The 27,000-nt window shown below is 50.5% G+C and carries 24 protein-coding genes; 13 read left to right on the forward strand and 11 right to left on the reverse strand.

The window, feature by feature from the left end; all coding sequences use genetic code 11:
• Positions 1–56: 56 nt before the first annotated feature.
• Positions 57–1,643: an acyl-CoA carboxylase subunit beta gene (locus tag CRO74_RS06540; RefSeq protein ID WP_097125173.1), complete on the forward strand. Its 1,587-nt coding sequence runs from the start codon at positions 57–59 to the stop codon at positions 1,641–1,643.
• Between the two features lie 204 nt (positions 1,644–1,847).
• Here CRO74_RS06540 and CRO74_RS06545 read toward each other — a convergent pair whose 3' ends face one another.
• Positions 1,848–3,059 (reverse strand): aspartate aminotransferase family protein, encoded by a 1,212-nt coding sequence (locus CRO74_RS06545; protein ID WP_097125174.1) that lies wholly within the window; start codon positions 3,057–3,059, stop codon positions 1,848–1,850.
• A 44-nt stretch (positions 3,060–3,103) separates the two neighbouring features.
• Here CRO74_RS06545 and CRO74_RS06550 point away from each other — a divergent pair, with 44 nt between their 5' ends.
• The 6 genes from CRO74_RS06550 to CRO74_RS06570 all read left to right on the forward strand — a co-directional run bounded on the left by CRO74_RS06550 (position 3,104) and on the right by CRO74_RS06570 (position 10,315).
• Entirely contained in the window at positions 3,104–4,258 is a 1,155-nt protein-coding gene (locus CRO74_RS06550) for a hypothetical protein (RefSeq protein WP_097125175.1), read from the forward strand.
• A gap of 9 nt (positions 4,259–4,267) precedes the next feature.
• The gene (locus CRO74_RS06555) at positions 4,268–5,173 is read left to right on the forward strand and encodes a hypothetical protein (RefSeq protein ID WP_097125176.1); all 906 of its coding nucleotides are present in this window, start codon (positions 4,268–4,270) and stop codon (positions 5,171–5,173) included.
• Positions 5,174–5,252: 79 nt separating this feature from the next.
• Positions 5,253–5,378, forward strand: a complete 126-nt coding sequence (locus CRO74_RS32195; protein WP_262508205.1) for a hypothetical protein — start codon at positions 5,253–5,255, stop codon at positions 5,376–5,378.
• Positions 5,375–7,081: a sodium:solute symporter family protein gene (locus CRO74_RS06560; protein WP_097125177.1), complete on the forward strand. Its 1,707-nt coding sequence runs from the start codon at positions 5,375–5,377 to the stop codon at positions 7,079–7,081. Before CRO74_RS32195 ends, CRO74_RS06560 begins: the two co-directional genes overlap by 4 nt.
• A gap of 73 nt (positions 7,082–7,154) precedes the next feature.
• Entirely contained in the window at positions 7,155–8,018 is an 864-nt protein-coding gene (locus tag CRO74_RS06565) for a M23 family metallopeptidase (protein ID WP_097125178.1), read from the forward strand.
• Positions 8,019–8,338: 320 nt separating this feature from the next.
• A complete protein-coding gene (locus tag CRO74_RS06570) occupies positions 8,339–10,315 on the forward strand; it encodes a cellulose binding domain-containing protein (RefSeq protein ID WP_097125179.1) in 1,977 nt (658 codons plus the stop codon).
• A gap of 75 nt (positions 10,316–10,390) precedes the next feature.
• Here the strand turns inward: CRO74_RS06570 and CRO74_RS06575 are convergent, their stop codons facing one another.
• From CRO74_RS06575 to CRO74_RS06585, 3 genes are all read right to left on the reverse strand, one after another.
• Complete coding sequence (locus CRO74_RS06575; RefSeq protein WP_097125180.1) at positions 10,391–11,143, reverse strand: bacteriorhodopsin-like; 753 nt, start codon at positions 11,141–11,143, stop codon at positions 10,391–10,393.
• 208 nt (positions 11,144–11,351) lie between these two features.
• Positions 11,352–12,314, reverse strand: a complete 963-nt coding sequence (locus CRO74_RS06580) for a Brp/Blh family beta-carotene 15,15'-dioxygenase (RefSeq protein ID WP_245877772.1) — start codon at positions 12,312–12,314, stop codon at positions 11,352–11,354.
• 189 nt (positions 12,315–12,503) lie between these two features.
• Positions 12,504–13,406: a DUF2911 domain-containing protein gene (locus CRO74_RS06585; protein ID WP_097125181.1), complete on the reverse strand. Its 903-nt coding sequence runs from the start codon at positions 13,404–13,406 to the stop codon at positions 12,504–12,506.
• Positions 13,407–13,471: 65 nt separating this feature from the next.
• Between CRO74_RS06585 and CRO74_RS06590 the strand changes: the two genes are divergently transcribed.
• The 4 genes from CRO74_RS06590 to CRO74_RS06605 all read left to right on the forward strand — a co-directional run bounded on the left by CRO74_RS06590 (position 13,472) and on the right by CRO74_RS06605 (position 16,134).
• Positions 13,472–14,008 carry an NUDIX hydrolase gene (locus tag CRO74_RS06590; protein ID WP_097125182.1) on the forward strand — a complete coding sequence of 179 codons (537 nt, stop codon included), beginning with the start codon at positions 13,472–13,474 and terminating at the stop codon, positions 14,006–14,008.
• 83 nt (positions 14,009–14,091) lie between these two features.
• Positions 14,092–14,502, forward strand: a complete 411-nt coding sequence (locus CRO74_RS06595; RefSeq protein WP_097125183.1) for a hypothetical protein — start codon at positions 14,092–14,094, stop codon at positions 14,500–14,502.
• A gap of 266 nt (positions 14,503–14,768) precedes the next feature.
• Complete coding sequence (locus CRO74_RS06600) at positions 14,769–15,143, forward strand: DUF983 domain-containing protein (RefSeq protein WP_097125184.1); 375 nt, start codon at positions 14,769–14,771, stop codon at positions 15,141–15,143.
• Between the two features lie 85 nt (positions 15,144–15,228).
• A complete protein-coding gene (locus CRO74_RS06605) occupies positions 15,229–16,134 on the forward strand; it encodes a carbon-nitrogen hydrolase family protein (RefSeq protein ID WP_097125185.1) in 906 nt (301 codons plus the stop codon).
• 24 nt (positions 16,135–16,158) lie between these two features.
• On the opposite strand, the gene CRO74_RS06610 is transcribed toward CRO74_RS06605, so the two are convergent.
• The 7 genes from CRO74_RS06610 to msrA form a co-directional block, all read right to left on the reverse strand.
• Entirely contained in the window at positions 16,159–17,799 is a 1,641-nt protein-coding gene (locus CRO74_RS06610) for a S8 family serine peptidase (RefSeq protein ID WP_245877773.1), read from the reverse strand.
• On the reverse strand, positions 17,786–18,478 hold the full coding sequence (locus CRO74_RS06615; RefSeq protein WP_097125187.1) for a hypothetical protein: 693 nt from the start codon (positions 18,476–18,478) through the stop codon (positions 17,786–17,788). The genes CRO74_RS06610 and CRO74_RS06615 overlap by 14 nt, the downstream gene beginning before the upstream one ends.
• Before the next feature lie 89 nt (positions 18,479–18,567).
• A complete protein-coding gene (locus CRO74_RS06620) occupies positions 18,568–19,071 on the reverse strand; it encodes a hypothetical protein (protein ID WP_097125188.1) in 504 nt (167 codons plus the stop codon).
• 150 nt (positions 19,072–19,221) lie between these two features.
• Positions 19,222–20,268, reverse strand: a complete 1,047-nt coding sequence (locus tag CRO74_RS06625) for an acetate and sugar kinases/Hsc70/actin family protein (RefSeq protein WP_097125189.1) — start codon at positions 20,266–20,268, stop codon at positions 19,222–19,224.
• A 99-nt stretch (positions 20,269–20,367) separates the two neighbouring features.
• Positions 20,368–21,381, reverse strand: coding sequence for a hypothetical protein (locus tag CRO74_RS06630; RefSeq protein WP_097125190.1), 1,014 nt, complete (start codon positions 21,379–21,381; stop codon positions 20,368–20,370).
• Between the two features lie 115 nt (positions 21,382–21,496).
• Positions 21,497–22,204, reverse strand: coding sequence for a hypothetical protein (locus tag CRO74_RS06635; RefSeq protein WP_097125191.1), 708 nt, complete (start codon positions 22,202–22,204; stop codon positions 21,497–21,499).
• Positions 22,205–22,451: 247 nt separating this feature from the next.
• Positions 22,452–23,129 (reverse strand): peptide-methionine (S)-S-oxide reductase MsrA, encoded by a 678-nt coding sequence (gene msrA, locus CRO74_RS06640; RefSeq protein ID WP_097125192.1) that lies wholly within the window; start codon positions 23,127–23,129, stop codon positions 22,452–22,454.
• 71 nt (positions 23,130–23,200) lie between these two features.
• Here msrA and miaE point away from each other — a divergent pair, with 71 nt between their 5' ends.
• Entirely contained in the window at positions 23,201–23,797 is a 597-nt protein-coding gene (miaE, locus tag CRO74_RS06645; RefSeq protein ID WP_097125193.1) for a MiaE family protein, read from the forward strand.
• Between the two features lie 88 nt (positions 23,798–23,885).
• A complete protein-coding gene (locus CRO74_RS06650) occupies positions 23,886–26,999 on the forward strand; it encodes a PD-(D/E)XK nuclease family protein (RefSeq protein WP_097125194.1) in 3,114 nt (1,037 codons plus the stop codon).
• The last annotated feature ends 1 nt before the right edge of the window (position 27,000 follow it).

A 27,000-nucleotide genomic window follows, 5' to 3' on the forward strand; every position in this document is an offset into this window, starting at 1 on the left:
TGGAATCCGTAAGAAAAATTAACTTTGTCCGTCCTTGTTTTTCTACCACCAACAGTATGCCTACTGAAAACCATCTGGAGACTAATCAGCTAGCTACACCAACGCTTACTAAAGCCGACGTGCTTAATCAAAAAAATGCCGAAGCCGAACTCGGTGGCGGTCAGAAACGGATTGATAACCAGCACAAAAAAGGAAAACTAACCGCTCGCGAACGAATTGCCCTTTTGGTTGACGAAGGCTCGTTCGAAGAAATTGGCAAATTCGTAATGCACCGCACCCGCGACTTCGGGCTGGACAAGGAGCATTACTTAGGCGATGGCGTCGTTACCGGCTACGGTACTGTGAACGGGCGTCTGACCTACGTTTTTGCGCAGGACTTTACCGTTTTTGGGGGCGCACTTTCCGAAACCCACGCCGAAAAAATTTGTAAGCTCATGGATCTGGCCCTGCAAAACGGTGCGCCGATCATTGGGTTGAACGATTCGGGTGGTGCCCGGATTCAGGAAGGGGTACTTTCCCTGGCAGGTTATGCCGATATATTTTACCGAAACACACGCGCTTCGGGCGTTATTCCACAGCTCTCGGCCGTTATGGGTCCCTGTGCCGGCGGTGCCGTCTACAGCCCGGCGATCACCGATTTTATTTTCATGGTCGAGAATACGAGCTACATGTTCGTGACCGGCCCTAACGTGGTGAAAACCGTAACGCACGAAACCGTTACCGCCGAAGAACTGGGGGGAGCCAGTACGCACAGCACCAAATCGGGCGTAACGCATTTCGCGTGCGAGAACGAACTGGCCTGTATTCAAAGCCTTAAACAACTGCTCAGTTATATTCCGCAGAACTGCGAGGATGAGCCGCCCATGCTGGCTTACGAGTCGGGCGATGAGTCGCGGCCGGGGCTCAACGCGATCATTCCGGCAAATCCGAACCAGCCGTACGATATGCGGGAGGTGATTGATGAACTGGTCGATGCGGGAAGCTTCATGGAAGTTCACAAGAATTTTGCCGAGAATATCGTGGTTGGTTTTGCCCGGATTGGCGGACGTAGTATTGGTGTGGTTGGCAATCAACCGGCGGTGCTGGCGGGCGTTCTGGATATCAATGCCAGTACGAAAGCGGCCCGGTTCGTTCGTTTCTGCGACTGTTTCAACGTACCGCTTCTGGTGCTCGAAGACGTTCCCGGTTTCCTGCCCGGCACCGATCAGGAATGGAACGGAATCATCACGAACGGGGCTAAACTACTGTTTGCGTTCTGCGAGGCTACCGTACCGCGCGTTACGGTGATCACGCGAAAAGCGTATGGCGGGGCATATGACGTAATGAACTCAAAGCACATCGGTGCCGATATGAATTACGCCTGGCCATCGGCCGAGATTGCGGTCATGGGCGCCAGTGGTGCCGCCGAGATTATCTTCAAGCGGGAAATTGCCGAAGCCGAGGACCCACAGGCCAAGTTGCAGGAGAAAGTGCTGGAATACACCGAAAAGTTTGCGAATCCGTATCGGGCTGCTAACCGGGGCTACATCGATGAGGTCATCATGCCCGACCAGACCCGTCAGAAACTCATCCGGGCGTTTACGATGCTGGAAAACAAAGTAGCCACGCTGCCGAAGAAAAAACACGGAAATATTCCGTTGTAAAAATGGGTTCCGCATCTATTGACTGATCAGTTGGTCAATGGATGCGGAACCAATTCAAAATCATTTTTTACAGTAATAAGAGTTTTAATCTATGGCCATTCCTTCGCCTAAAAAGCCCGGCAGTTTAGTAAGAACCGTGGTTGTAGGTCTTTTAATCCTGTTTTTGATCGCGTTGGCGGTAGGTACGCTTACCGTACTGTTTCCCTAAAGAACGGGCATCGTTACGTACTCAATCGCTTCTAGAATTACCGAGCAGGCTTTCCGGATTTCATCATCCGTAATCACAAGTGGAGGGGCTAACCGCATCGAGTTGTTGCAGAACAGGAACCAGTCGGTGATGACACCGCCCATAATAGCTCGGTCAATAATGGGCTTTAGTACGTCGAACGAGTCAAATTCAACGGCCAGCATAAGGCCCTTTCCGCGAACCTCCCGGATAGCCGGATGGGTCAGCAACTGCCGGAATAATTGCCCTTTAGCTTCGGCCTGTTCGTGAAGTTTTTCGGTCTGAATGACCTGCAACGTCGCCAGCGAGGCCGCGCATGAAACCGGGTGGCCACCAAACGTGGTGATGTGGCCCAGAATGGGGTTATTTCTGAACACGCTCATAATCTCGGCCGAGCTGATGAACGCGCCAATGGGCATTCCGCCCCCCATCCCTTTGGCACATAGCAAAATATCGGGTACGACGGGTCCAAAGTCCTCAAACGCCCAGAAGGTACCCGTCCGCCCAAATCCCGTTTGAATTTCGTCGAAGATTAACAACGTACCCGTATCGGTACAGCGCTGCCGAATGGCTTGCAGATAAGCCGCATCAGGCACTCGAACACCCGCTTCACCGCAAACGACTTCCATCACAACGGCCGCGGTACGGTCGCTGATCTGGTTAATATCCGGCCAGTTGCCGTGCCGGATGTGCCGGATGTCGGGTAGGAGCGGTCGGTAGTTGCGTTTAAAATTTTCGTCGCCCGAGAGCGACAAAGCTCCTTGAGTAGAACCGTGATAGGCGTTGAAGCAACTGATAATCTCTGTCCGCCCAGTGTATCGTTTCGCCAGTTTCATGGCTCCTTCAACGGCTTCGGTGCCCGAGTTGGTGAAGTAAACGGTATTCAGACTGGGCGGCAGCGTTTGGGCCAGGGCCTGAGCCAGCTCCGTCTGGGGTGTTTGGACGTATTCGCCATACACCATCAGGTGCAGGTACTTGTCCAACTGGTTCTGAATGGCCTGCAGTACGTGCGGGTGCCGATGCCCGACATTACTGACGCCAATTCCCGAAATAAGGTCCATATAGACATCGTCCGGCTGCTTCCCAAAAAGATATACGCCTTCTGCCCGCTCAATTTCCAACCCTAAGGGGAAATCGGAGGTCTGGGCTATATGCTGAAAAAATAGTTGCCGGTTCGTCACCGTATACATGATAAATTATCAATATTGCTTCCTGATTTTTAACAACCACGACCATGAAAACAGTTCTTCTTTTCCTGTTGCTCAGCCCAACTATTTTGCTGGCCCAACTGATAAACGTAACACCACAAGATGTTGAGCGGAAACAATCGTACCTGCTTTTTCGGGATGGAACCGTGCTTCGGGGGCGCATTATCCGGCAGGATAGTACGGTCATAACCGTTCAGAAACGAAACGGAGATCGGTCGTTCGTTGAAGCCGATCAGGTCGTCAGTATCTCGCCCAACCGCCCCGATAGGCCGCCGGGTTCGGGCCTGACCCCCACAACGGTATTTGTACTGAAGGATGGAACCCGATTTTCCGGGAAGTTTATCCGACGGGATAGCACGATGATCACCGTACGAAAGAGCAACGGCCAACTGACCTATTTCGAGCCGGAATTACTCGCCCGGGTCGACTCGTCCGGGTCTGATACGGAGGCCGTACTGCTCGCTAACCAGCCGGGTCGTACTTTTTCGAACCGCTTTTCGCCCTGGCTGCTAACGGGCAATACGGCGTTCAATGCCGAAAAAGGCCGGTTTTATTATCGCAACACCTTTCTGTTACTCAACGAATTTCAGTACGGCCTGACGCGTAACCTGAGCCTTGGTGTTAGTATCAATCCGTTTTTCGGGAGTTATTCGCCAAACGATTTTAGCCCAAGAGAAACAGTGCTGGGTGCCACGGTCCGGTTCTCCGGCAAACTCACATTTCCCATTGGCGAACAGTTTCGGTTTGGCATCAACACGATCTACCAGCCCCGTCAAAAAGGCTATTACTTTCAACTCGCTCAGCAGCTGACGATTCAGGGACTTATGTCGTTTGGCGATAGCCAGCGAAATGCCACGCTGGGGTACGGACTGCGCATTTTTCCAGATTATATTTCATCAAATAAAATTCCGGTTATTACGGTGGGCGTCATGCACAAAATTTCCCATAACCTGACCTTCCTGAGTGATAACACCTTCTATTTGAATGCTTATTACGGTAATTCCAGTGCCGAACTCTCAGCGGCTTTGCGTCTCAACCGCAAACGCCACGCCTTCGACCTGGGCGCGTTGGCAACGGTTAGGGCTAATTACATCTACTATGCAAGCTATCCGGCTCAAAATCGGACCAGCGTCTATTTTTCGCCCTATATTGGGTATAATTTAATTATCGGCCGTAACTGATTGCACTTAATGAAACACCTATCTCTGCTTTTCCTGCTGCTGTTACCCTATTTGGGTTCCGCACAGGATGACTATTACCAACCCAAAAAACAACCGCAGCCTCCTAAACGTACCTATTCGATTGTTCTGAAAGACGGTACGCAACTGCGGGGTGAGTTAGTCCGTCAGGATAGTACCGAAGCCATTATTCGAACAACTAATCTGGGTGAAATCCGACTAAAGTCCGAGCAGATCGTCCGGATCGAGCAAATTGGCACACAGGCCGAAGGTGAAAGTTATCCCAACCTGTTTTCGCAAACTATGCGGTTAGCACCGACGGCTTTTTCGGCCGAGAAGAACCGGCTTTATTTTCGAAACTATTTTCTGTATTTCAGTCAGTTTGAGTACGGAATTACGGAGAACTGGAGCGTAGGGACGACCTTCTTTACGTTTTTGCCAACGGCGCTCTTCAGCCTGTCAACAAAAGTATCGATCCCCGTCAGCAAACGGGTGCGACTGGGTATTAATGCGCAATATGCTGGTTTAAGCGACGGAGGACTGTTTAATGGAAACAGTAGCTCACTGCTGGGGATTGGCTACGTTCAGGGAATCGTGACCACCGGCGACCGGCAGAATAATACGACTTTTGGGTTGGGCTGGGGCGTGTCGAATGGCGAACTATCTCGCAATGTAGTGGGCACGTTTGGGCTGGTCCGGAAGGTTAGTCCAAAGCTCTCGTTTATCAGTGAAAATTTTGTGCTGATTGGGCAGGGTAGTCTGGATTTTGCCGGTGTTCTGTCGGCCGGGATTCGCTTTGATCGCCGTCGTCATGCGTTCGATCTGGCGGCTTATGTTCCCCTTGCCATAGGCTCGGGCGTATCGACGTCGGTACTGTTTATTCCCTATGTTAGCTATCATGTAAGAATTGGCAAATAATTTGTTCTACGGGTATTATCTGACGGGTTATGCTGATTTACGCTATTTTCGCCGTTATTGTCAGATAAGACATTCCTGTATGCCCGAAAATCCTACCGACTTACCACCGTTTGCCCGCTCGTGGGCGCAACTATACGCTATTGTAGTCGGCAGTTTAACTGCCGAGATTATTGTGTTTTACCTGCTAATGCGCTGGCTGTCATGAGTGTTCTTGACTGGAGTGTATTGGTTCTAGCGTTAACCGGCATTATTGTCTATGGCCTGGTCAGGAGCCGGGGCAGCCAGAGCATGGACGACTACCTGCTGGCCGGGCAGTCGCTTCCGTGGTACCATGTAGGGTTGTCGGTGATGGCAACCCAGGCGAGCGCCGTCACGTTTTTATCGGCTCCCGGGCAGGGGTTTACGGACGGGATGCGCTTTGTGCAATTTTACTTTGGCTTACCCCTGGCCATGGTTGTGCTGTCGATTACGTTTGTTCCCATTTTTCATAAGCTCAAAATTTATACGGCTTACGAATACCTCGAATCTCGCTTCGACTCCAGGGTACGAACGCTCACTGCCGGGTTATTTTTGCTCCAGCGCGGGCTATCTACTGGCCTGTCGATTTATGCGCCCGCTATTATCCTGTCCACTATTCTGGGCTGGAACATCTACTGGACCAATCTGCTCATGGGCGGCATTGTGCTCGTATATACCGTAACGGGTGGTACGAAAGCCATCTCGTATACGCACCTGCAACAAATGGCCGTTGTGACGTTTGCGATGGCACTGGCCGGGTTCCTGACTGTTAAGATGCTGCCCGAAGGCGTTGGCTTTGTCGATGCGCTGCACGTAGCGGGCGAAGCGGGGCGTATGAACCTGATCGACCTTAAGTTTGATCCCAACAGCCGTTATAACCTTTGGTCGGGTTTGATCGGTGGCTTTTTTCTTCAGCTTTCGTACTTCGGCACCGACCAATCGCAGGTGGGACGTTACCTGACGGGCGAGTCGATTGGCCAAAGCCGGTTGGGTTTGTTAATGAACGGACTGCTGAAAGTGCCCATGCAGTTTCTGATTCTGCTGGTGGGTGTGCTGGTGTTTGTTTTTTACCAGTACAATCCCTCACCCACGTTTTTTAACAAGCAGGAAACCGACCGCCTGAAACAAAGCCAGTATGCATCGGCCTACCAACTCGCCGAGATCAAGCACCAGAACCTGACAACCCAGCGGCAGAAGGCAGTATTGGATATGCAGGTGGCGCTTAAAACCGATAACGAAGCCGGACAGGATGCGGCTGGGAGTGTTCTGCGTGAAACGGATGAAGCCCTGAAAAAAGTGAAAACCGATGTCACCGATCTAATTAAAAAGAACAACCCGTCGGCAGATACCAATGATGTTAACTACGTTTTTCTACGCTTTGTACTCGATTACCTGCCCCACGGACTGATTGGGTTGCTTATTGCGGTAATCTTCAGTGCGTCGATGGGGAGCATCGCTTCGGCCTATAATTCGCTGGCGTCGACTACGGTAGTCGATATTTATAAACGACTCATCAAGGCCGATTCAGACGATGCGCATTACCTGAGTGTATCCCGCTGGGCAACGGTAGGCTGGGGCATATTCTGTATTGTGGTCGCCCAGTTTGCCAATCGGCTGGGCAGCATGATTGAAGCCGTCAATATTCTGGGTTCGCTGTTTTATGGCGTCATTCTGGGCGTTTTTGTGGTCGCCTTTTACGTGAAATCCATTGGTGGCCGGGCTACTTTCTGGTCGGCGATCGTCTCCGAAATCCTCGTTGTGATCAGCTGGTATCTGGATTTGACCGCTTTTTTGTGGCTCAATGTGATCGGCTGTTTGCTGGTGGTGGGCATCGCCTGGATACTACAGAAGTTTAGTCCGCGTCCGGTAGAAACAGACCGTTTGCCCTAGGCTCGTTTGAGCAAGATTTAAAACAGTGTTCGGAGAAGTCTGGTTGTAGAAAAGGCACTCAACTATATTTTCAATGAACATTTTTAGCCTAACAGTTTTTAGTGGGGTTTTACTAACACTATCGTCGGCCATGGGGCAAACGAAAAGCACCTCGTCGACCGAATCAGCAAAATCTGTAACCGTCGGACAGGGCGAAGTGGCCCGCTGGGCTGGAAACTGTCTTCGGTGTAGTTTCGAGAAACGGGCCTGGGATGCGGTGAATGGCACGTGCTATTATCCGGTAGACATGGATATGGAGCCCGGTCGATATACTATTTCCCGTCGGACAACGGGTGGCAAACTGGAATCGGCAACGCTTACCGTAACCGAAACCTCCTGCAAGGAGGAAGACATTAAAAACTTCCCTAAAAAGGAGTACGTGAATGTATCGTCCCAGAACCAGGCCAGAGCCGCTAAAGAAGCGGCTGTTGTCAATCCGATCATCAGTTACAAAGCAGAGGCTCGTCCGGCGGTTTTTGATTTGCCCGTGGGCAAACCGGCCAATCCGTTACCGAAAGGAGAGGGGAACTTCGGGGCCTGCCGAACATTTGACGGTCAACCCCGCGATCGGCATACCGGACAGGATTACCCAATTGCGGTGGGTAAACCCGTGTTAAGCGTTGGAAATGGTCGGGTAGTGCTGGCCGCTAATCAGTTTTTCAGTGGTAATGCCGTCTATATCGATCACGGCAATGGATTGATCAGCGAATATTTTCACCTGAAAAGCTACTCGGTAAAGCCTAACCAGACTGTAACTAAAGGCCAAACCATTGGGTTGACCGGCGAAACAGGCCGGGTAACGGGACCGCATCTGCATCTGGGCGTTCGCTGGCATGGTGCTTGTATCAACCCTGGTTTCCTGCTGATTGATCCGTCAGATATGCCGGAAGTGCAATAGCCGTCACGGGTCAAAATGCTATAACTGCCTGTATGGATACCTACAGGCAGTTTTTTTATGTACAACTGTGGGGTAGCCTAGCTTTTTTTTTGGACATGGAAGCGATTTTAGCTTCGACCCTCAGGTTGTCTGTTTTGTGCCTATTTTGTTTATAATCAGCTATATAAGCCGTAATCTCACTATTTCTCGAATAACTATTAGTTTGGTAGACTATTTAGCTTTGCTATGTTCTACGGCCATTTTTATTGATCTCGTCTGTGTGCGTCAATGAATCCGGGCGGTAGATAAAGCTATCATTTCCACAAATCCAAACAAACGTTATGCAATCAGTTTTACGCTCAACGAGCCGCATCTGGCTCTGGTGTACGGCCGTCCTCCTGATGTACGGAGCTACCGCGAAACCCGTTCAACAGAATGGCCCCGCACCGACAATCACTGTTACGCCCTCCTCGCTGACTATTCTTAATTACAGTGAGTATGAGGGTCAGTTCCCGGCCACCTATACCGTGTCGGCCAGGGGGTTAACGAATGATCTGGTCATTACCGCTCCGCCTTATTTCCTGCTCAGCGCACAGGGAAAGACAGGGCCGAGCGTTGCTTTGCAGCTTGTCGATGGGGAGGTACCGCCAACACAGGTTTCGGTCATACTGCTCGCATCGTCGCCCGGCACGTTTACGGGCGTTGTTACCAATGTCAGTGGCTCCGCTACGGCGACAGTGGCGGTGAGTGGAACGGCCATAACGCAGTCGGTGAGTGTTAGCCCCAATGCTCTGAATCCTTTCACAACCACAGTCGGGCAACCCTCCGCCAGCCAATCCTACACGGTTACAAGCCGGGGAGGTTTGGCGGTGATTGTAAATGCCCCGGCGGGATTTGAGATTCGGACGGGTGGTAATCCGTTTGGCCCATCGCTGGTAATTGGCTCCAGTTTGTCGTATAAGGATACGCAGGTCGATGTCCGGCTGATCGGTTCAACCGCCGGACCCGTTTCGGGGGTGGTGTCCAACGATACTTATTATCACTCAGCCCACCTTACCTATCCCGTGGCCGTGAGTGGTGTTGTCACACCGGTTTCGGCATCCCCATCGCTCAGTGTTCTGCACCGGGACGCTGACTACGGCAACCGAACGGATCAACTTATCCGGCCTTACCTTGCGCTTAGTAACGAAGGAAATACGGCTATACCGTACAGCCAAATCACCCTGCGGTATTGGTTTACGGCGGAAGGAGCCTCGCCACCAACCGATTTGCAGGTATACTACGCTCAGTTGGGCACGCAAAATGTCAGGATGAAGTATGTGCCTCTTTCAGAGCCACGTCGGGGAGCATTCGGTTATGTTGAGTACAGTTTCGACGCATCGGCGGGAAGTTTAGCGGCCAAAAGCCAGTCGGGTCCGATTGAAAATGGTATTCTGAAGCGGGATCGGTCAAACTTCAACGAGTCGGATGATTATTCGTACGCACCAGCGACTACTTTCACCCGAAATTCGCACGTGACGGCCTATTTGAATGGGCAACTCATCTGGGGGGAAGAGCCCGCCCTTGTACCGTCGGTGCAGCAGGTTAAGGTCTTTTCTGCCGCAAAAAATAGCGACTTAACCAGCAGTATCAGTACCGTTCTTGAGATACGAAACGAGGGTAATGTGGCTATTCCCCTGGCGGATTTGACCGTCCGCTATTGGTTTACGTCCGAAACGAGCCAGCTTCTCAATAGCTATGTTGACTATGCACAACTGGGGACTCAGACGATTCGGCACAACGTTGTTCGGCTGGCTCAACTGGTGGCGGGCGCTGATAGCTACGTTGAACTGGGATTTTCACCGGGATCTGCTTACCTGCAGCCATTAAGCAGTACGGGCCAGATTCTGTTTCGGCTGGTAAAGCCCGACTTCTCGTTGCTCAATCAGGCAAATGATTATTCTCACGGTTCTGTCAGTCTGGCCGAAAATCCCCGCATCACGGTCTATCGGCAAGGCACGTTGATTTATGGTACCGAACCCTCGGGGGGAATGGGTCGTGTGGGTATTCCGGAAAAAACCACGTCATTGCAGGTCAAGCTGCTGGGAAATCCGGTAGAAAACGAACAATTGCTACTGGAAGCGCGGGGTGCCGAAGGTCTTCCTCTGGTCATGCAGCTAGTTGACCGGCAGGGAGTTTCCTTATTCGAGAAGGAGGTAAAAGAAGCGGCTGAGATAGAGCGGCAGCAGGTAGAAATGAGTCGGCAACCATCGGGTACATACCTGTTGCGAATACGTACACCGACTCAGGAACAGGTGCTTAAGGTTATCAAACCATAATCTGATTCGTGACAATGAGAAACGCCTGCCGGTCTGGTACTTCACCAGACCGGCAGGCGTTTCGATTATAATTGCTTAAGCGTTGACGGCTTTCAGCACTTTCGCTGACTCATTTTTAGTCGATGCAACCGCTGCGCCATACACCACTAAGCCAAAGCCAATTTTGTTGACGGCGTCGCCAATGTTGTAAATAAGGTCCAGATTCAGGCCCATGTTGCCTAAGAGACCGCCGGGCATTGCCATGTAGCCAATTGGGTAGATACCCCAGCCAATCAGGACAAAGTTACGCAGTAACCGGACTGCCTTCGCTACCTCAGGATTGGGTGACTGGTCGGCCACTTGCTTCACACTACCCATGGTTGCTTCATACACGATACCGATGTAGCCAAGGGTTGAGATAGCTCCCCAGATAATGGTCCGGGCAGGGTCGATTGACTCACCGATGTAGCCAGTTACGAGCATGAATACAGAGTAACCAACTAACCGCCATAAGGTAGAGGTTTTGCCTCCGTAGGGCTTGATGAGTAAGTAAAATTCCACACACATGAGTGGTACGGTGAGCGTCCAGTCGATGTAGCGAAATTCAGTTGGCGATGTCTTGGTTTCGAGCCATACGCCCCGCATGTAGAAGTAGTGCACCGCAGCAATCATGGTGATTAGCCCGGAGATAAGCAGCGAAGTTCTCCACTTACCATCAACCTCGCTTCGTTCCATAAAAAAGAAAACCGAAGCAGCAAACATGGACATATAGCCCGTGAAAAATGTAAACCCAATTACGTCGCCTGGCTGGAGAATTTCCAGTAAAATAGAAGAGATTTGGTTAAGCATAATTGTAGTTAAATGAATGATGAAAGGGAAATGTATAATTAATGCTATAAATTATACAACGGCTCAAATGTATTTTGTTTAACGTTTATAAAAAAGGATTAAACAAAATATATTTTTATTGAAATTAAAAAAGCCTTCTACGAGCGTGTAGAAGGCCTTTTTAGTTTAGGGAAGGGAAAATTTCTCTTTGTAAATTATTGTAAATAAACTATTTACGGAGCAAGTCCAGTTGATGCATGACCTGAATATGGGGTAATGTTATAGTTGAAAGAAGAATGAACAGGTAGGGGAGTGGGTCAAACAGGGGTATGTAACTCTGCCAGATGCCTGCGCCAGCCATCAAAAACCCAAAAGCAAGCAACGTGAGGGGTATCGACTGCCGCCAAAGTTTCCAGATTGTTTGGGTAGGTTTACCCGGCCGCTGTAGATAAGACTGGATTATTCCGAACGAACTGAGCGAATGCCACCCGCCAAAGTATAGCATAAAGGCAGGAAGTAAAGGAAGCATGTAGGTAAGAAGAAGTACCATGCCTAACCGCGCCAGTCGCCAGCCATTGAGCCGCATAGGCTGGTGGCCTAGCGCTAGCATAGCCAGTACAACCGCCAGAGTAGCCCACCCACGGAGCAACGAACCGGCCCCAGCGGCTGCCTCACCCCATAAATTCAGTGCCTGGGGGTTGTTTTGAATTATTCTGCCAAGAATAGGCGTGACTTCGGGGGCATGGGTAAGTAAAATAAACGCAACCACAAAACCACCGGCCACCAGCCTGATCAAAGACCAGTACCGATCGTCCGGGGCGTTTTCCAGATCCGTTTCACCAAAATGCCAGGCCGAAATCAATAAAAAGATAGTTAGGCTAAACACGGGGAAGAACACCCAGGCCAGTCCATAGATAGCGATCATGAGCACATATTTCGTTAAAAAACGAGCCAGTGAAAACGGTTGCGCCTGCCGTATTGTGCGTTCCTGTTCAATAAGGTGATCGAGTGCCCCGTGTGGTATGCCAACCAATAAAAGTAGGCTAATACAAAAGACAAGTTGAAGCCATATTGGTAAAGGACCCACCCAGTACTGATAACACGCCAGTAGGGTGCCAGCCAGAATAGTTAGCCCGGTAGGCGTACGCTGGATATAACTGCTTAGTTTAGTTAACAGGCTAGTAATCATCATGTAACGGTGGTAAAAGGGTTGCTTTGTTAACCGACCAGTCGGTCGGCTGGTTCATATAGTGATAAAAAACGATGAATTTGTTCAATCAAAAGCCCCGAAAGGCGAAGACAATTCAATGTCACTCCGCCTTTCGGGGCTCTTTATACGCAAGGTGAGTGCTATCTTTCACTCACCAGACAGTTCATCCGCTTACGCTTTCTTTTTGCCTTTGCCAGTTTTCATAGCAGGTAGAGCGGGAATCTTGGATTTATACTCCATTACGCTCTTTTCGATGCCCTCCTTAAAAAATGGAAATACCTGATCGTTTGATGACTGGCCCAGCGCAAGTGCCTTTTCGGCAATTGGCAGCGCGTCTGTATACTTACCCTGTTTAGCCAGAACCTGCGCCTTGATATACAGGTTGCGGAAGTTTTCCTGTTTGGCAATCGACTTATCGATCCAGCTTAAAGCCTGATCCAGATTACGACCTTTAGACACGTTGTAACTGGCGGCCGCCTGTAGCACAGCGGCATCGTCGGGCTTCTCGGCCACCGCTTTGTCTACGTTTGCCGCTGCATTGGCGTTGACGTCAACACGCAGATCTGCCGATGCTTTGGAATTTGCCCACATAAAATTCAATCTGGCTGTACTGTCAGTCAAGTCACCAAAGGCTATTGTAAACGTTTCGATTTTCTCGCTGTTTTCCATTGGTTTCAAATCGACCCGGAGAACGTCCTGATCCTGCTTATAGGTCGCTTCCGTCACGGATTTATCTTTATTGAAGATCAATGTGAACGCTTCTGCCGTAGGAATTGACATAATGGCGTAGCTACCGGCGGGTAATGTTTTGCCGTTCACCATTAGGTCTGTTGAGGTTGTAAACAGGGTTGCACTATTGGCACCAGTACGCCATACCTGACCGGCCGGAACAAACGAGCCCACAAACGGCTCACGGCCTCTAAGGCTGGGACGTGAGTAAGAAACAGTCAGATCGGTCGTGCCGACGGTTTGCATGATAGTGGCACCGGGGCTGGGTGAAGGCAGTTTAATTTGAGCGGTGGTCAATTGAGCCGCTAAACACAGTGTAGCGGCTGTTAACGAAAGTTTGCGCATGATTTTCTATAGACTATTTAAAAAACAGGTCGAAATTGCCACTTTTTTACACAAGAAACCAGCGTATGTACCGAAAACCCCTGCTTTCGTTGCTTCATCAACATACTCCAGCCGATAAACAGGAACAGGCTATGACAGAGGAGACCATTACCTTCGTTCGGGCAAATCCTGATTGCTTCGATCGGTCATTACTTGTTGGGCACATTACAGGCTCCGCCTGGATCTGCAGCCCCGATCGGCAACAGGTACTCCTTATCCACCACAGAAAACTTGACCGTTGGCTGCAACCCGGTGGTCATGCCGACGGTGATCCCAATGTGGCGGCAGTTGCCTTGCGGGAAGCACAGGAAGAAACCGGGCTTGCCTCGCTACGGCTGCTCTCGGATTCCATCTTCGACGTAGATATTCACGAAATTCCTACCCGGAAAGAAGCCCCTGCACACCTGCATTACGACATTCGATTTTGCTTCGAAGCGGACCCTCTCGAACCGTTTGGTAATTCTGGAGAAATTAAAAATATTCAATGGTTTTCTCTAAAAGATGCCAAAGAACTAGCAAATGAACGCTCCATTTCGCGTATGTTGGAGAAAAAAGTGCAATAACTATAAATATAGTAGGCTTTTTTATTGTTTATAGTTTATACGAATTATTAGATTTGTTGCACAACAAAACCATAGATATAGCCATGAAAACCATACTTTCACTGCTTGTTTGCATCAGCCTGTTGGCGATGTCAGGTCAGGCCTATTCGCAGAATGGGGGAGACAAAAAACCACTGAATAACCCGATGTACTCCACCCACAATTACAAGCATCCGAACATGGCGGCAAAAGCCCGCAGTTGGGAGAACAAAACGGGCGTTGCTGTACAGCAGCCGACGCCTACCGATGCCCGGTATGCGAACTACAAAAATCAAATGCCAAATGCACAGCCGGTGGGTGGCATAACCGTTGACCATACGCCTGCTGCAAGTCTGGCCGACCGAAACTACAAAATCCAGAGGGTGAGTGAGCCGAACGCACCCATGCCCTCGAATGAGTACTATGTTAAGAAACGGAAAAATGCAGATACAACGGATACCAACGTTGGTAACTAAAGATCTCATTCGACAATAAAACGGGCCAGCTGCATACCAGCTGGCCCGTTTTATTTTAGGGGGATATACCTGCTAAATAGTTGATCAGCTGAGGCCCATGAGTGGAAGTTACTGTGGTCCGTCAAATGCAATCGTTGGTTTGTGCTATGGATGGCTTGGTTTGTCTTTCCATGTCCAATGCAGGTGATATATTTTTGCAGTGGATTTATACTTGATGTTAGGACTTAACCAACCAGGTATGTACAGTAAACAAAAGCAACCTCGCCATGTCAGCCAATAGCCGTTTACACAGCATTTTATATAACAAATGCCCCCGTTGTGGGGAGGGAGATTTCTTTGTTAAGAACAGTGCCTTCACCCGGGACTTTGACGAAATGCATGAGCATTGCCCGCATTGTGGGGAAAATTTCATGCCTGAACCCGGCTTTTACTGGGCGTCGATGTTTGTGAGTTATGCGTTTTATACCATTTATACGCTCCTGACATTCTTTATCGTCGTTCAGGGACTGGGCGTTGACCTCGATTATTATTTGATCGGACTGGTGCCAACGCTGATTGCCCTGACGCCTTACTTCTTTCGGCTCGCCCGCCGAACCTGGTTATCCATCTTCATCGCGCCTAAACAAGTATCCCGTTTGTAATGGGTTGTGAACAGAAGCGGTTTCTCGCAGAATTGCCTGAAACCGCTTGTACATTTGCGTGATAAACCATGATCCACCGCGAACGATGAAGGTTAAAGTAGGGGTAATTCAGGCAGCACCCGTGTTTTTCGACATTGCCAGAACGATTGACAAACTCGAAGCGCTCGTTGTTAACGGTGCCCGGCAAGGGTGCCAGTTCCTGCTTTTTCCGGAGTCGTTTATTCCCGGCTATCCCCGAAAATTTACATTTGGGGCGGCTATCGGTTTACGAACCGACGCCGGACGTGAACTTTATAAGACATACTGGAAAAACAGCCTGCAACTACCCAGTCCTGAGCTAAAACGCCTGGAGCAAATTGCCCGCGACAATAGTGTTTATCTGGCCATCGGGGTAACTGAACGGGACACCTTAAACGGGAGTTTGTACTGCACACTCGTCTACATATCCCCGACGGAAGGCTATCTGGGAAAACATCAGAAGATCAAACCGACGGGCGTTGAGCGGTTGGTCTGGGCCGAAGGAACCGGCGAAAATTCGATGGGCGTGTTTAGTACAGAGATCGGGCGAATGGGCGGGTTGATCTGCTGGGAAAACTACATGCCCCTGGCCCGGATGCGCATTTATCAGCAGGCTCCCCAACTCTATCTGGCCCCCACCGCCGATGCGCGGCCTACCTGGCCTGCTACGCTTCAGCACATCGCCTGCGAGGGGCGCTGCTTTGTGCTGGGCTGCAATCAGTTTTTCACCCGATCTGATTATCCAGATGAGTACCAGCCGTTTTTGACGGAGGAAGATGCTACACTGAGCCGGGGCGGGAGTGCCATTGTTTCACCACAGGGCGAGTTTATCGCCGGTCCGCTCTGGGATGAAGAGGGTGTTTTAACCGCTGAGCTTGATCTGGATGAGGTGCTGAAAAGTAAGCTCGATTTCGATGTGATCGGTCATTACAACCGGCCTGATCTCTTGCCTTTCCCACCAAAAGCCAGCTAAGTCAATAATCACAACAAGCACCCGCTATTGTTTCACCAACTTCACGGTCCGTTTTTTATCACCCGAAACCAGGGTCATGATGTATAGGCCAGCGGATAAGTTCAGGTACGGTAAGGTAAAGGCAGTTAGTCCGGCCGATGTATACCGGTTCTGCCAGATGACGCGTCCTGCCGTATTCGTCAACGTCGCGTCGAGTGGGGTATTAGGAGTAATTTCGCCCCATTGAACACCCAGCGGTTGCGCATCGCTGAATGGATTTGGGTAAACCAGCAACTGCCCGTATGATTCGGCGAGTACGGATGCGCGCTCAAAGTTCGGGATGCCATAACCCAGCTGGTCATCGGGACTACCAAACTGACTGCCCGACTGACGAAGCGCATCGGTTACCTGAGCGGCTGTGAGCGCAGGGTGCGCCTGCCAGAAACCCGCTGCCAGACCCGCTACAAGTGGGGTGGCAAACGAGGTGCCGTTTCCGGAAACGATCTGCCCGCCTGGACTACCCACAATGGTGCCCTGGCCACGGGCAGCCAGATCGGGCTTGACGCGCCCATCGGCCGAGGGGCCGAACGAACTGAATGAGGCCCGCACACCGGTTTGATTGACGGCACCAATCGCCAGTACGGATGCCGCATCGGATGGAGCGGACAGGTATCGCCAGGCGCTGCTCCCTTCGTTACCAGCAGCCACCACGACAACCATGCCTGTTTCTGTCGCAATCTGAGCACCACGGGTCGAGAGAGCGGTTTTACCATCCATATTCTGGTAGGTGTAACTGGTTGTTGCATCATCGAACTGGGTGTAGCCCAGCGACGAGCTGATAACATCCACGCCAATACTATCGGCATATTCGGCCCCTAAAACCCAGTTCGCTTCTTCGATCTGCTTTTCAGTGGCGGCATCTTCGGTCCGAATCAGAACAAAGGACGCTTTGTAGGCGGTACCGTACAGTTGCTTGTCGGCGGTGGCGGCAATGGCCGATAAGCAGGAAAGACCGTGCGAATCATCCTCATAGACACTCGTTTCCTTTTTGACGAAGTCATAGGTTGCCAGAACGCGCTTTTCGTCGAAAAGTGGTTTCAGAAAGCCCACTTTGTTGCCGTTCAGAAAGCCCGCATCCAGAACACCAATCAACATTCCCTCGCCATGATATCCCTGCTGGTGCATTTTGTCGGCTCCTAACTGGGTTATCTGCATTTGTGAATTGCCATAATCTAGTGGACTGTCGTTTGTATTACTGACCGAGCTCACTGTTTTGGAGCTATACGTTTGCTTGTCTGCACTGGCGCGGGCGTTGGCCAGTGACCGGCCAAATTCCAGCCCTTTCACGATGGGGAGTCGCTGAACAGTGGCGATCGTGGCGTCGGTCGCTTCAACCAGTACGGCGTTGAGCCAGCGGGAGGTAAACCAAATTTTGGCCCCGGCCTGCTGAAGTTGCGACACATAAGCCGGATTTACGGGCAGGTCGCGCTCCAGAATGCTGATGTTCTGCTTCTGCCGACGCAGGATAGACCGTGGTGACAGAAACTGCTCCGGACGGCTTATACTGTAGGGTGAGTTTGTTTTGTCGCGCAGTAAAACAAGAAACTTCCGGGTCGACTGCCCGAAACCCGTTATCTGACAAAGTAAGAGAACTACTAAAAGATAACTTACCCTATTCCTTTCCATACGTCTGAATGCGATAGATTTGCCGAATACCATAGTCAATCTGGTTTTTGCCTAAACAGGTCGGTAGGTCAGTGCAGAACTGAAGATACGTACGTTCTTTATAGATCATTCCGATTTGATGAGCGTAGACATCAACACGTTTAGTCTGTCCAATCAGTGTTGAATCATCCTGAGCAACCACCGTTATAGTGCTCCTGAATTCTTTACCTGATACGCTGAACGGCTGCCCAACGTTGCGTGCCTCGTACCTGTTGGGTTTAAACACGTTATACCGGTTCCCGTTCCAGATCAACCCATCACTTGCCGGGTACAAGAGTTTAACAAAATCCTGACCGTTCTCTGTTCGGATTACTTCATTATTAACCAATCGGACCGACCAGATCGAATCGGGTTGCCAGGGTTGATCATCGCTGATTCGTCGGTAGCGCAGGAGACGGTAAGCCGGTTGACCGGTAACATCGTTGTAAGCCGGACCAATTGTTTCCTTGAGTCGATACGTTCGCTGAACAGGAGGGGTATTTCGGGTGTACTGTGTTTCCTGCACGTCGTAGATGGTATACCGCCCAGTCTCTACTGGTATAAAATCATATTCGGGCAAAATAGACGCGTCCCTTCCCGACCGACAGCCGCCGAAGGCAGTCCAGAGGAGAATGAGCAGAATGCATATCCGGATTGACATACTAGGGAAAGAATTAGTCAAGATAGGTATCTAGAGACTTTATGCCAAGCACCTGCCTGATTAGGCATCGGTGGGATAGTTTTTCACGGTTAGAAAATTCGGTTCCAGGCAAAACGGACGATGAGCAGCAATGCGACAAAACCAACAAGAATGTACGTGAAAGGGACGTAGGAAATGGCGTAAATGCGGGTGCGATCGATGAGCCAGAGAAGCCCCATAACCGCCGTAACCATCGTCAGGAAGTTGGATAACTTACCGAAGGCCGGAATGTAGTTGAACGGCAGCTTCCGCTTAATGAGCACAAGGGTGGCTACCATCGTTAAAATGGGCAGCACCTGCAACGCCAGGTTCATATCCCAGATGCTCTGGCGCTCGAACAGAAAAAGATAGATATTCAGAGTGAGGGCAAACATGCCCGGTATACAGGCGATGTAGGCCAGGACGGCGTAGACATACCGCCATTTCCAGATTTCTTCGGCCGTTTCGCCCGACCAGAGATTAATTAAAAATGCTCCTGTAGGAATAGCCATCAGGAGCAAAAACAGAAGTATCGGCTGGCCGGATAAGGTCTCAAATACATCTCGAAGTGTCATGGCGATAGTTGGTCTAAGCAGGCAATAGAAAGGTGTACGTGATCAAGTGTAGCACACACATACCTCAAAGTTAGGCATAATGCACACTACTTTTTGACTTGATTACGTACACCTTTCTGTTATCTTAGTCAACCGCCCAGGTCAGTAACGCTACTTAAGCGTCAACAGATAGCCGATTGTGAAGTTGGCGTCCCAGTCGAAAATGAACTGATTACAGCCGGTTGCCTCCGCAATGGATCGGTAAATATTGAGCCCTGCTTTAGACTTTGCGTTCTCCAGTTTATAGGCCGAGGGAGCATCCAGAACCGTATAACGCTCTTTATCTTTCCGAACGGCTTTGGCCAGTTCGAAAGGAACACCGCCAATGATGAAGCAGGTTTTACGATGGTCGGAAGGGACTTGCTTGGCTTTGGCTTTTACCTCTGTGGTAACAGTTTCATCGCTGGTGTTATTCTGGAAATATTTCGCTCCATACGTTTCTACTGCCTTGGTAGAGCCCCCTTCTTTCCAGGATATTTTCGTATTGCCAGACCCAATGTCGACCACGAATGAATTCTCGTCAAATTCGGCGGGGAGCACAGCCTTTAAGGCCAGCGAACCTTCCTGCTCGGGGGTAACAATGTTCACTACGTAATTCAGCGACTTCAGTACTTTAATGATTTTGGGTGTTCCCTCGGCCTTCACGGCCCCCGAACTCACTACAAATTGAATATCGCGCCCGCCAACCCCGAAATCCAGCATTTTGCCGATATAACTTTTCAGGCCCGTTCGGATGTCTTCGTCCGTTGCCATATTTTCCATGACAAGGCTGTTGTTGAACTCGGCTTTTTCGAGTTTCCAGCGCTTCTGGTCGTCAATCCGGACAACGAAGGAGTTAAATCCACTTGCCCCTAATTCAACAACGCCCTTAAGCTTCCCATTTTGCGGCTCAGGAGCCGTGTAGCTAAACGACTGGCGGGGTTGATCGCTGGCTTCACTCTCCGACGAAGTCGAAGAGGATGCACTCGACTCTTCAACTACGCCTTCGGCTGTTTTGTCGTCGGCACGGGGCAGCGTTCCCGATTCAGCGTATTCTTTATCCTTCGGCGAGAGTTTTCGCAGGGCTTCATTGCCGCCAAAATAACGGAAAGCGAAGAAAGCAGCGGCCAGGATCAGGGCCGTAATAAGCAGCCGACCGGCTACGGTTAAGCGTTGCATAGGAAATTAATTTTGAATGAGTGATTGAGCGAATGCTTGAATTAAAGCGGATGAGTGGCTATTCGCTCAATCACTCATTCGCTCATTGAAAATTTACGATTAGTCAAGCAAATTTTTATACCCGGCGTCTTTCTGTGGAGCAGGGCCAAGGTTGATGGGCTGGGCCGGAGCATCCAACTGTACCATCCTGAACTCGCCTTTGTTGTAAGCCTCCAGCAAGGCCTCGCCTTTGTCGGAGAGGATGCCGTTCTGGATGTCCACGCCGTTGATAAAGTCCATTGAAAGGTCCATGGCCCGTTTCATCTCGCCGAGTTTCATGCTCATGTCGTCCTGAATGTATTCCATCGACTGGTCGAAATAGAATTTCTTGTCCGGATCGCCTTTAAAGATGCTCACGGCTGTTTTTAGCGCATTCGAACTGTCTTTAACAATTTGGTATTCGGTTTCTTTGAGCCGGACCTTGATTTCGGTTTCCTTGATAATGTAGTCGGCACTCTGGTTAACCTTTTCCATGAACGCCAGCACGTTTTTCATGTTCCGCTGGAGAGGCAGTAGCTTTTCGTTCATTTCCTGTAGACCAGCCCCTTCAATTGTTGCCAGTTGAGCCGTTTCGCGCATACCGGGCTTGTCGCTCAGCGAGTTGGCCTTGTTGGCTTCGGCAAACTTCTGCTTGATGGCTTCGTTATTCTCGTTAATCTTTTTGTTCAGTTTCACCAGCTGCCCGGCCAGGATATTGATCTGGCCCTGCATTTTCTCCCGCTTTTCTTTCAAATCCTGAATGTAGATTTTCATGATCGCGATGGGGTTTAGCTGGATAACTGTACCCGTAATACTCCGCATCAGCGACTTGAACAGGAAGAACACCGCCGTCCGAACATCTTTGCTCGTGAACAGGAAAATAAGCACCCCTAGCGCACCCAGCAGAAGCGACAGTTCGAGGATATTTGACGTAACACGAATCAGGAATTCAATGATTCGATTGAAGTAGACCAGGCCAAAACCGGCCATACCGGCCAGCACAATCATGCCCAGAACACCTTCGGGGCGGCTCCAGAATGAACGCTTTTCTGCGTCTGCACTGCCGCCAAGTTGGGAAAAATCAGGAGTTGCCATGTAAGGATTTACGATTTTGGAAATATAAGTTGGACTTACAAAATGGGTAATTATGGGTTAACGGTGGCTCTGAACAAAGCAGTGTACAGTGTCCTCGTCCTTCGTATTTTGTAAATCATTTCAGGTATTGCGCCATTTTGGCAATGTCGTCTTTAATTTGGTTCACAAAGTGTGCAAACGTATTCTCGTAATTCTGCCGGTTTTGGGTGATTTTGGTACTTTGTTCCAAGATTTCACCGGTAATGGCCGTCAGGCGGTTTGTGTTGGCATCAATCTGTTTCTGAATCTCAACCAACTGCTTTGCCAGCGCATTGTTTTCCGTTTGCAGTCGTTTTTCTTCGTTTTGCAGACCGCCCACTCGTTCAGCCAACGCGTTTTCTACGCTCTTGCTGAACCCCTCCCGGTCTTTGTTCAGCGCCGAAATATACCCATTCGCGGTGTTATTCAGTATGTTTGGGTCGCTGCCCCCCCCGAGGGCTTTGAAACTCGCCCAGGCCGCCTGAAACTGTTTGTCTTCGGGTAATCCCAGATTGCTCAGACTCCGGAGGGTTTCGCGAAATTCAAAATAGTCGGGACCGGGTGGATTATTCTGCGCCAGCACATCGGCAAAATGCTCGGCAAATTTCGAGTCTATCGCTCCGGTCGTACCAACATTGGCACTAGCCACTGTTGGTGCCGATGGAGTAATTGGCGAACCCGTAACGGGTGGCGAAGGGCGGGGAGCGGCCGGTGCCGGTGGTGTTCCTGTAGCAATAGCGGGCTCTTCTTCTTTAACGAAGAATCCCAGAATTTTACGACCAAGTGATTTATCAGGTTCTGCCATAGTTGTCTGTTGTTTCGGGGTCACCCGATGGTGGGATGCCCGTTCGTTGAAAGACTGAGCAATGTTACGAGGTTCCCCCCATTCCTACAATAGCGGATTTGGCCGAACGGTTACGGGACTTGACAAAATGCTACAGGGAATGACGGTTTATTAGCCACACTTGTAGGTTACGTGTTGTTGAAGGCACTTTTCCCGGTTTGTCATGCCGTCATCGAACAGAAAGCCGGAAGTCGGTGCCTGGTATGGATTATTCCACCACCCATTTTTCCATCCGTTCCTTAAATGTAGCCACTTTAGGTTCCGAAACGAGGTGAATGTACATGTTATACGGGTTATGGCGGTAATAATCCTGATGGTACACTTCGGCAGGGTAGAAGACCGTGAAAGGCACAACTTGTGTAACAACCCGGCCCTGGTGGTGCCCTGACGCGTTTTCCAGCTGAATGGCCGCGCTGATACGGGCTTTTTCGCCCAGGGTTCGGTAGAAAATGGCCGATCGATAGTGTTTGCCAATATCAGGCCCCTGCCGATTGAGCTGCGTTGCATCATGACCGGCAAAGAACGCATCCAGCAGAACGTCGTACGAAATAACCGCCGGGTTATAGTAAACCTGTACGGCTTCGGCATGACCGGTTTGGTCGGTGCCCACCTGCTCGTAGGTTGGGAAGGCAAGGTCACCACCGGCGTAGCCCGAAACAACGGCCCGAATGCCCTTCAATAATTGCATTTCCTCCTGAACGGCCCAAAAACAGCCGCCCGCAAATGTGGCCACGGCTTCACCCGGTTGCAAAGCCGGAAGCTTTGCGGGATTAATGTCGATAACCGTGCTGGCTTTCGATTCATCCGTCTTCTGTCGACAGGCCGGCAAGACAATTGTACCGATAATCAGCCATCCGGCCAGCAGCAGAAACGTTTTTCGAGTCATCGTAGTGAGCGTGTGTTTATCTTTGTGTGTATTGACCGTATCCATCCATTATTGACTAATCATTACGCCTTATGTCGCTTACGACCTTAGGTCTCGAACTTCCTACCGACCCGCGCTGGGTCGACATTGCCAGCATGAATATCGGAGAAATTCTGGTCGATCATGCCTGGTGTGAGCAAAAAGCCGCGTCGTCCTGCATATCGCTCATTGTTATGTACACCCATAAAGTGGAGTTGGTGGAGGTGCTTACCCCCATTGTTGCCGAAGAATGGGGACACTTTCAGCGGGTATTGAAAGAACTGCGCAAGCGAAACATTCCGCTGGGACGGCAGCGCAAAGACGACTACGTAAATGAACTACGGTCGCGGGTGCGCCGGTCCATTGGTGACCAGCACGAGCAGATGATGGATAACCTGCTCATCAACGCCCTGATCGAAGCCCGGAGCTGTGAGCGTTTCAAACTCCTTTCGGAACACATCGCCGACGAGAGCTTACGAACGTTTTATCGGGAACTGATGATTTCGGAAGCCGGACATTACCGCACCTTTATCGAACTGGCGGAAACCTACTTGCCCGCCAGCCGCGTTCGGGAGCGCTGGAAAGAATTTCTGGCCGTAGAAGCCGATATTATGGCCACTATGGCTGTTCGGGGAGATCGCATGCATTGAAGAGTTGGCCAATGAAAGGGCTGGTCAGTGAATGACAAGTTGTATCTTTACTGTTCGGCTAAACAAGAATCCGACTCGCCGACCAATAATGACTTTTCTTCAACAAACTGCCCAACGCATTTTTGACGCCCACGGTCCCAGCTTAAACGACGTTTGGGTGATCCTGCCTACCCGCCGGGCTGTATCGACGTTTCTGGATGAGTTGGCAACTCTTTCTGACAGGCCCTTTCTGGCTCCCCACGCGCTTGCTGTCGATGATTTTATCACCCAGGCGGCTGGTGTTCAGTTGATCGATTCGGTTAGTTTACTCTTTGAATTATACGACGTTTTTAAGGAAATTGACCCGCTGGTCGAGTTTGAGCAATTTATCGGCTGGGCGTCGATCCTGCTTTCTGACTTTGACCGTATCGATCAATACCTCGTCAATCCCCACGAGTTATTCAGTTACCTGACAGCCGCCAAAGCCCTTGAACGCTGGCAGGTCGACATGCCTTCATCCGCAAAGCCAATTGTCGAAACGGCCGGTACGACCCGGTACTTCAAACTGTTCGAGAATATACATACGGCTTATCATGCCCTGCACCAACGACTGAATGAGCAGCGACTGGCGTATCGGGGAATGGCCTACCGATTACTGGCGGAGCAGGTTGAGCCGTTGATTCGGGACAATTTGGCCTATGAGCGGGTTTATTTCGTGGGGTTCAATGCTCTCAGTAAAGCAGAAGAGCACATTATCCGGGTGCTGGTCGATGCCAGAAAAGCTGAACTGATCTGGGATGCCGACCAATATTACATGAACGACAGGCGGCAGGAAGCGGGCGAGTTTTTGCGACGATACAAAGACAATGGCTGGCTTTTTTCAAAGCAAAACCACGCTGATCTGGCTCAGGTATCCAACAACCTACTTGGTTCCGAAAAAAATATTCGCGTCGTTGGGGTGCCTAATGCCAGCATGCAAACCAAAGTAGCCGGTAAGATTTATAGTGAATGGCAGCGGGCCGATAGCCTTGGGCAACGGGATGCCGCAACGCCCCAGCCAAAGACCGCCATCGTTCTGGCCGACGAAACGCTTCTGGTACCTGTCTTATATGCGCTGGATGAAAACGTGACCGATCTGAACGTTACCATGGGTCTGTCCCTGCGTTCGTCGCTGTTGTTTACGCTGGTCGATACATTGTTTGAGATGCAGCGGACCGTCCACGAGTTTCGGACCAAAGACGGGCGTGACCTCAAAATTCCCAAATTTCACCATCGCCACGTGGTGAAGCTACTCAACCACCCGTTTCTGAAGCAGTACGAGCGTATTCGGGCCCTGATGTGGCCGGGCGATGTCCTGCCAACCGGCGAAGTTTTACCGCCCGAGCCGCTCTTCCAGTGGATTGCCAAAGAGATTGTGAAAAATCAGCGGGTGTACCTGACCGAGCGGGAGATGCTGGAGTTAGGGCAGGATGACCCCCTTGTGCGCGTGCTGTTCAGACGGTGGCCCAATGAGGAGCCGATGAAAGCCATTCGCACGTTTTACGACCTGATCGAATTGCTGCGCGACGTGTACCGCACCAGTCAGGATGCCATCGAGATCGAGTACCTCTATCTTTTCTTCACCCTGCTGAAACAACTCGAAGCAACGTTAGACCGGCAGGGAGAAGGAGCGCAGGGTGCTGGTCGCGGAAAGCCGGTACTCAGGGCACGAAACAGCCGACAGGGGAGTGCTGTTACCACAGAAGCGGCTTTCCCGCAACCCATGCTCGATACGCCCGACCCGTCGGCAGCCGTTACCGTGCGCAGCCTGAAACAGTTTTTATATGAGCTGATTCGGCAAACGAGCATTCCATTTACCAGCGAAGGAAAGAGCCAGTTGCAGATCATGGGGATGCTCGAAACGCGGGCTCTGGATTTCGAACGGGTCATTATCCTGTCGGTGAACGAAGGAATTCTGCCGCAGTCCCGAAAACTAAACTCGCTTATTCCGTTCGATATAGCCGCTGACGAGAACATAAAACTGCCAACCTACAGCGAACAGGAAGCTGTTATGGCGTACCACTTTTACCGGCTGCTACAACGGGCCAGCGAAGTTGTGCTACTTTACACGACCTCGACAGATGCCTATGGGAACAGCAAAGGGGAGCCAAGTCGCTTTATTCGCCAACTGGAACATGAGTTGGTGCCCCGCTCCAATGGGCTGGTCAGGATGAGTTACCCAAGCGTACGCTTTGGCCGGACAAGCGAGACAAAGGAAACAAATCTAGCGGAGCTGAGCGTACCAAAAACCGAATCGGTACAGAATGATTTAATTACCCTGCTCACGACAAAAGGGTTATATCCTTCATACCTGAATCAGTTTGTAAGCTGTTCCATGCGGTTCTATTTCAGCCGGATTGTGAACATCAGTGAGGAAGAAGACATCGAAGAGAAAATGGGAGCTGCTGAGTTCGGGAGCTGGCTGCACAAAGTGATGGAGCGGCTGGACCTGGAGTACCGTTTGAAAGCCCTGCCTATTGACGAGTCGATCATTAAATCGCTGCTCGAAGAAGAGTTTGCCAGCTCCAACAAAGGCCGGGTAATTGAGTCGGGGATGAACCTGCTGCTGTACGATCTGGCACAGAAACTCATGCTCGATTTTCAGAAGCAGCAGAATGCGCTTCCCGGACTAACCGTTATCGGGACGGAGCAAACTCTCGAAACCTATCTGACCGTAACCATTGATGGCCGTGGTCCCATTAAAGTGCGGATAGCGGGTAAAGTGGACCGTATTGAACGATTCGGCGATCAAATCCGAATTGTCGATTATAAAACCGGCAAAGTTGATTTGCCTGAAAAAACGCCCAAAGACCTGGTTGAAAAACTGCTGAACGACGGGAAGGAAGATAAGATGCGACAACTGTGGCTATATCGGTATCTCGCCCTAAAAAATATAAGTGAACACGGAGGCTTACCCCGCGACCGGGCTAAAAAGGATATTTTTAATGCCGATGGTATGCCCGTTGAAGCGGGTTTTTACTCGTTTCGGGATGTAAACGGTGGTTTTAAAACGAACCCTGTTCGCTTTGGTGAGAACGACAGCCCGAATCAATACATCGAAGACTCGGAGGATTTACTGCGCCAACTGATTCAACAACTGCTCGATCCCAGTCAACCGTTCAAAAAGACCGATCAGATTGAAACCTGCCAGTTTTGTGATTATAAGGGTATCTGTGGACGGTAAA

The organism is Spirosoma fluviale, assembly GCF_900230225.1.
Classification (GTDB): domain Bacteria; phylum Bacteroidota; class Bacteroidia; order Cytophagales; family Spirosomataceae; genus Spirosoma; species Spirosoma fluviale.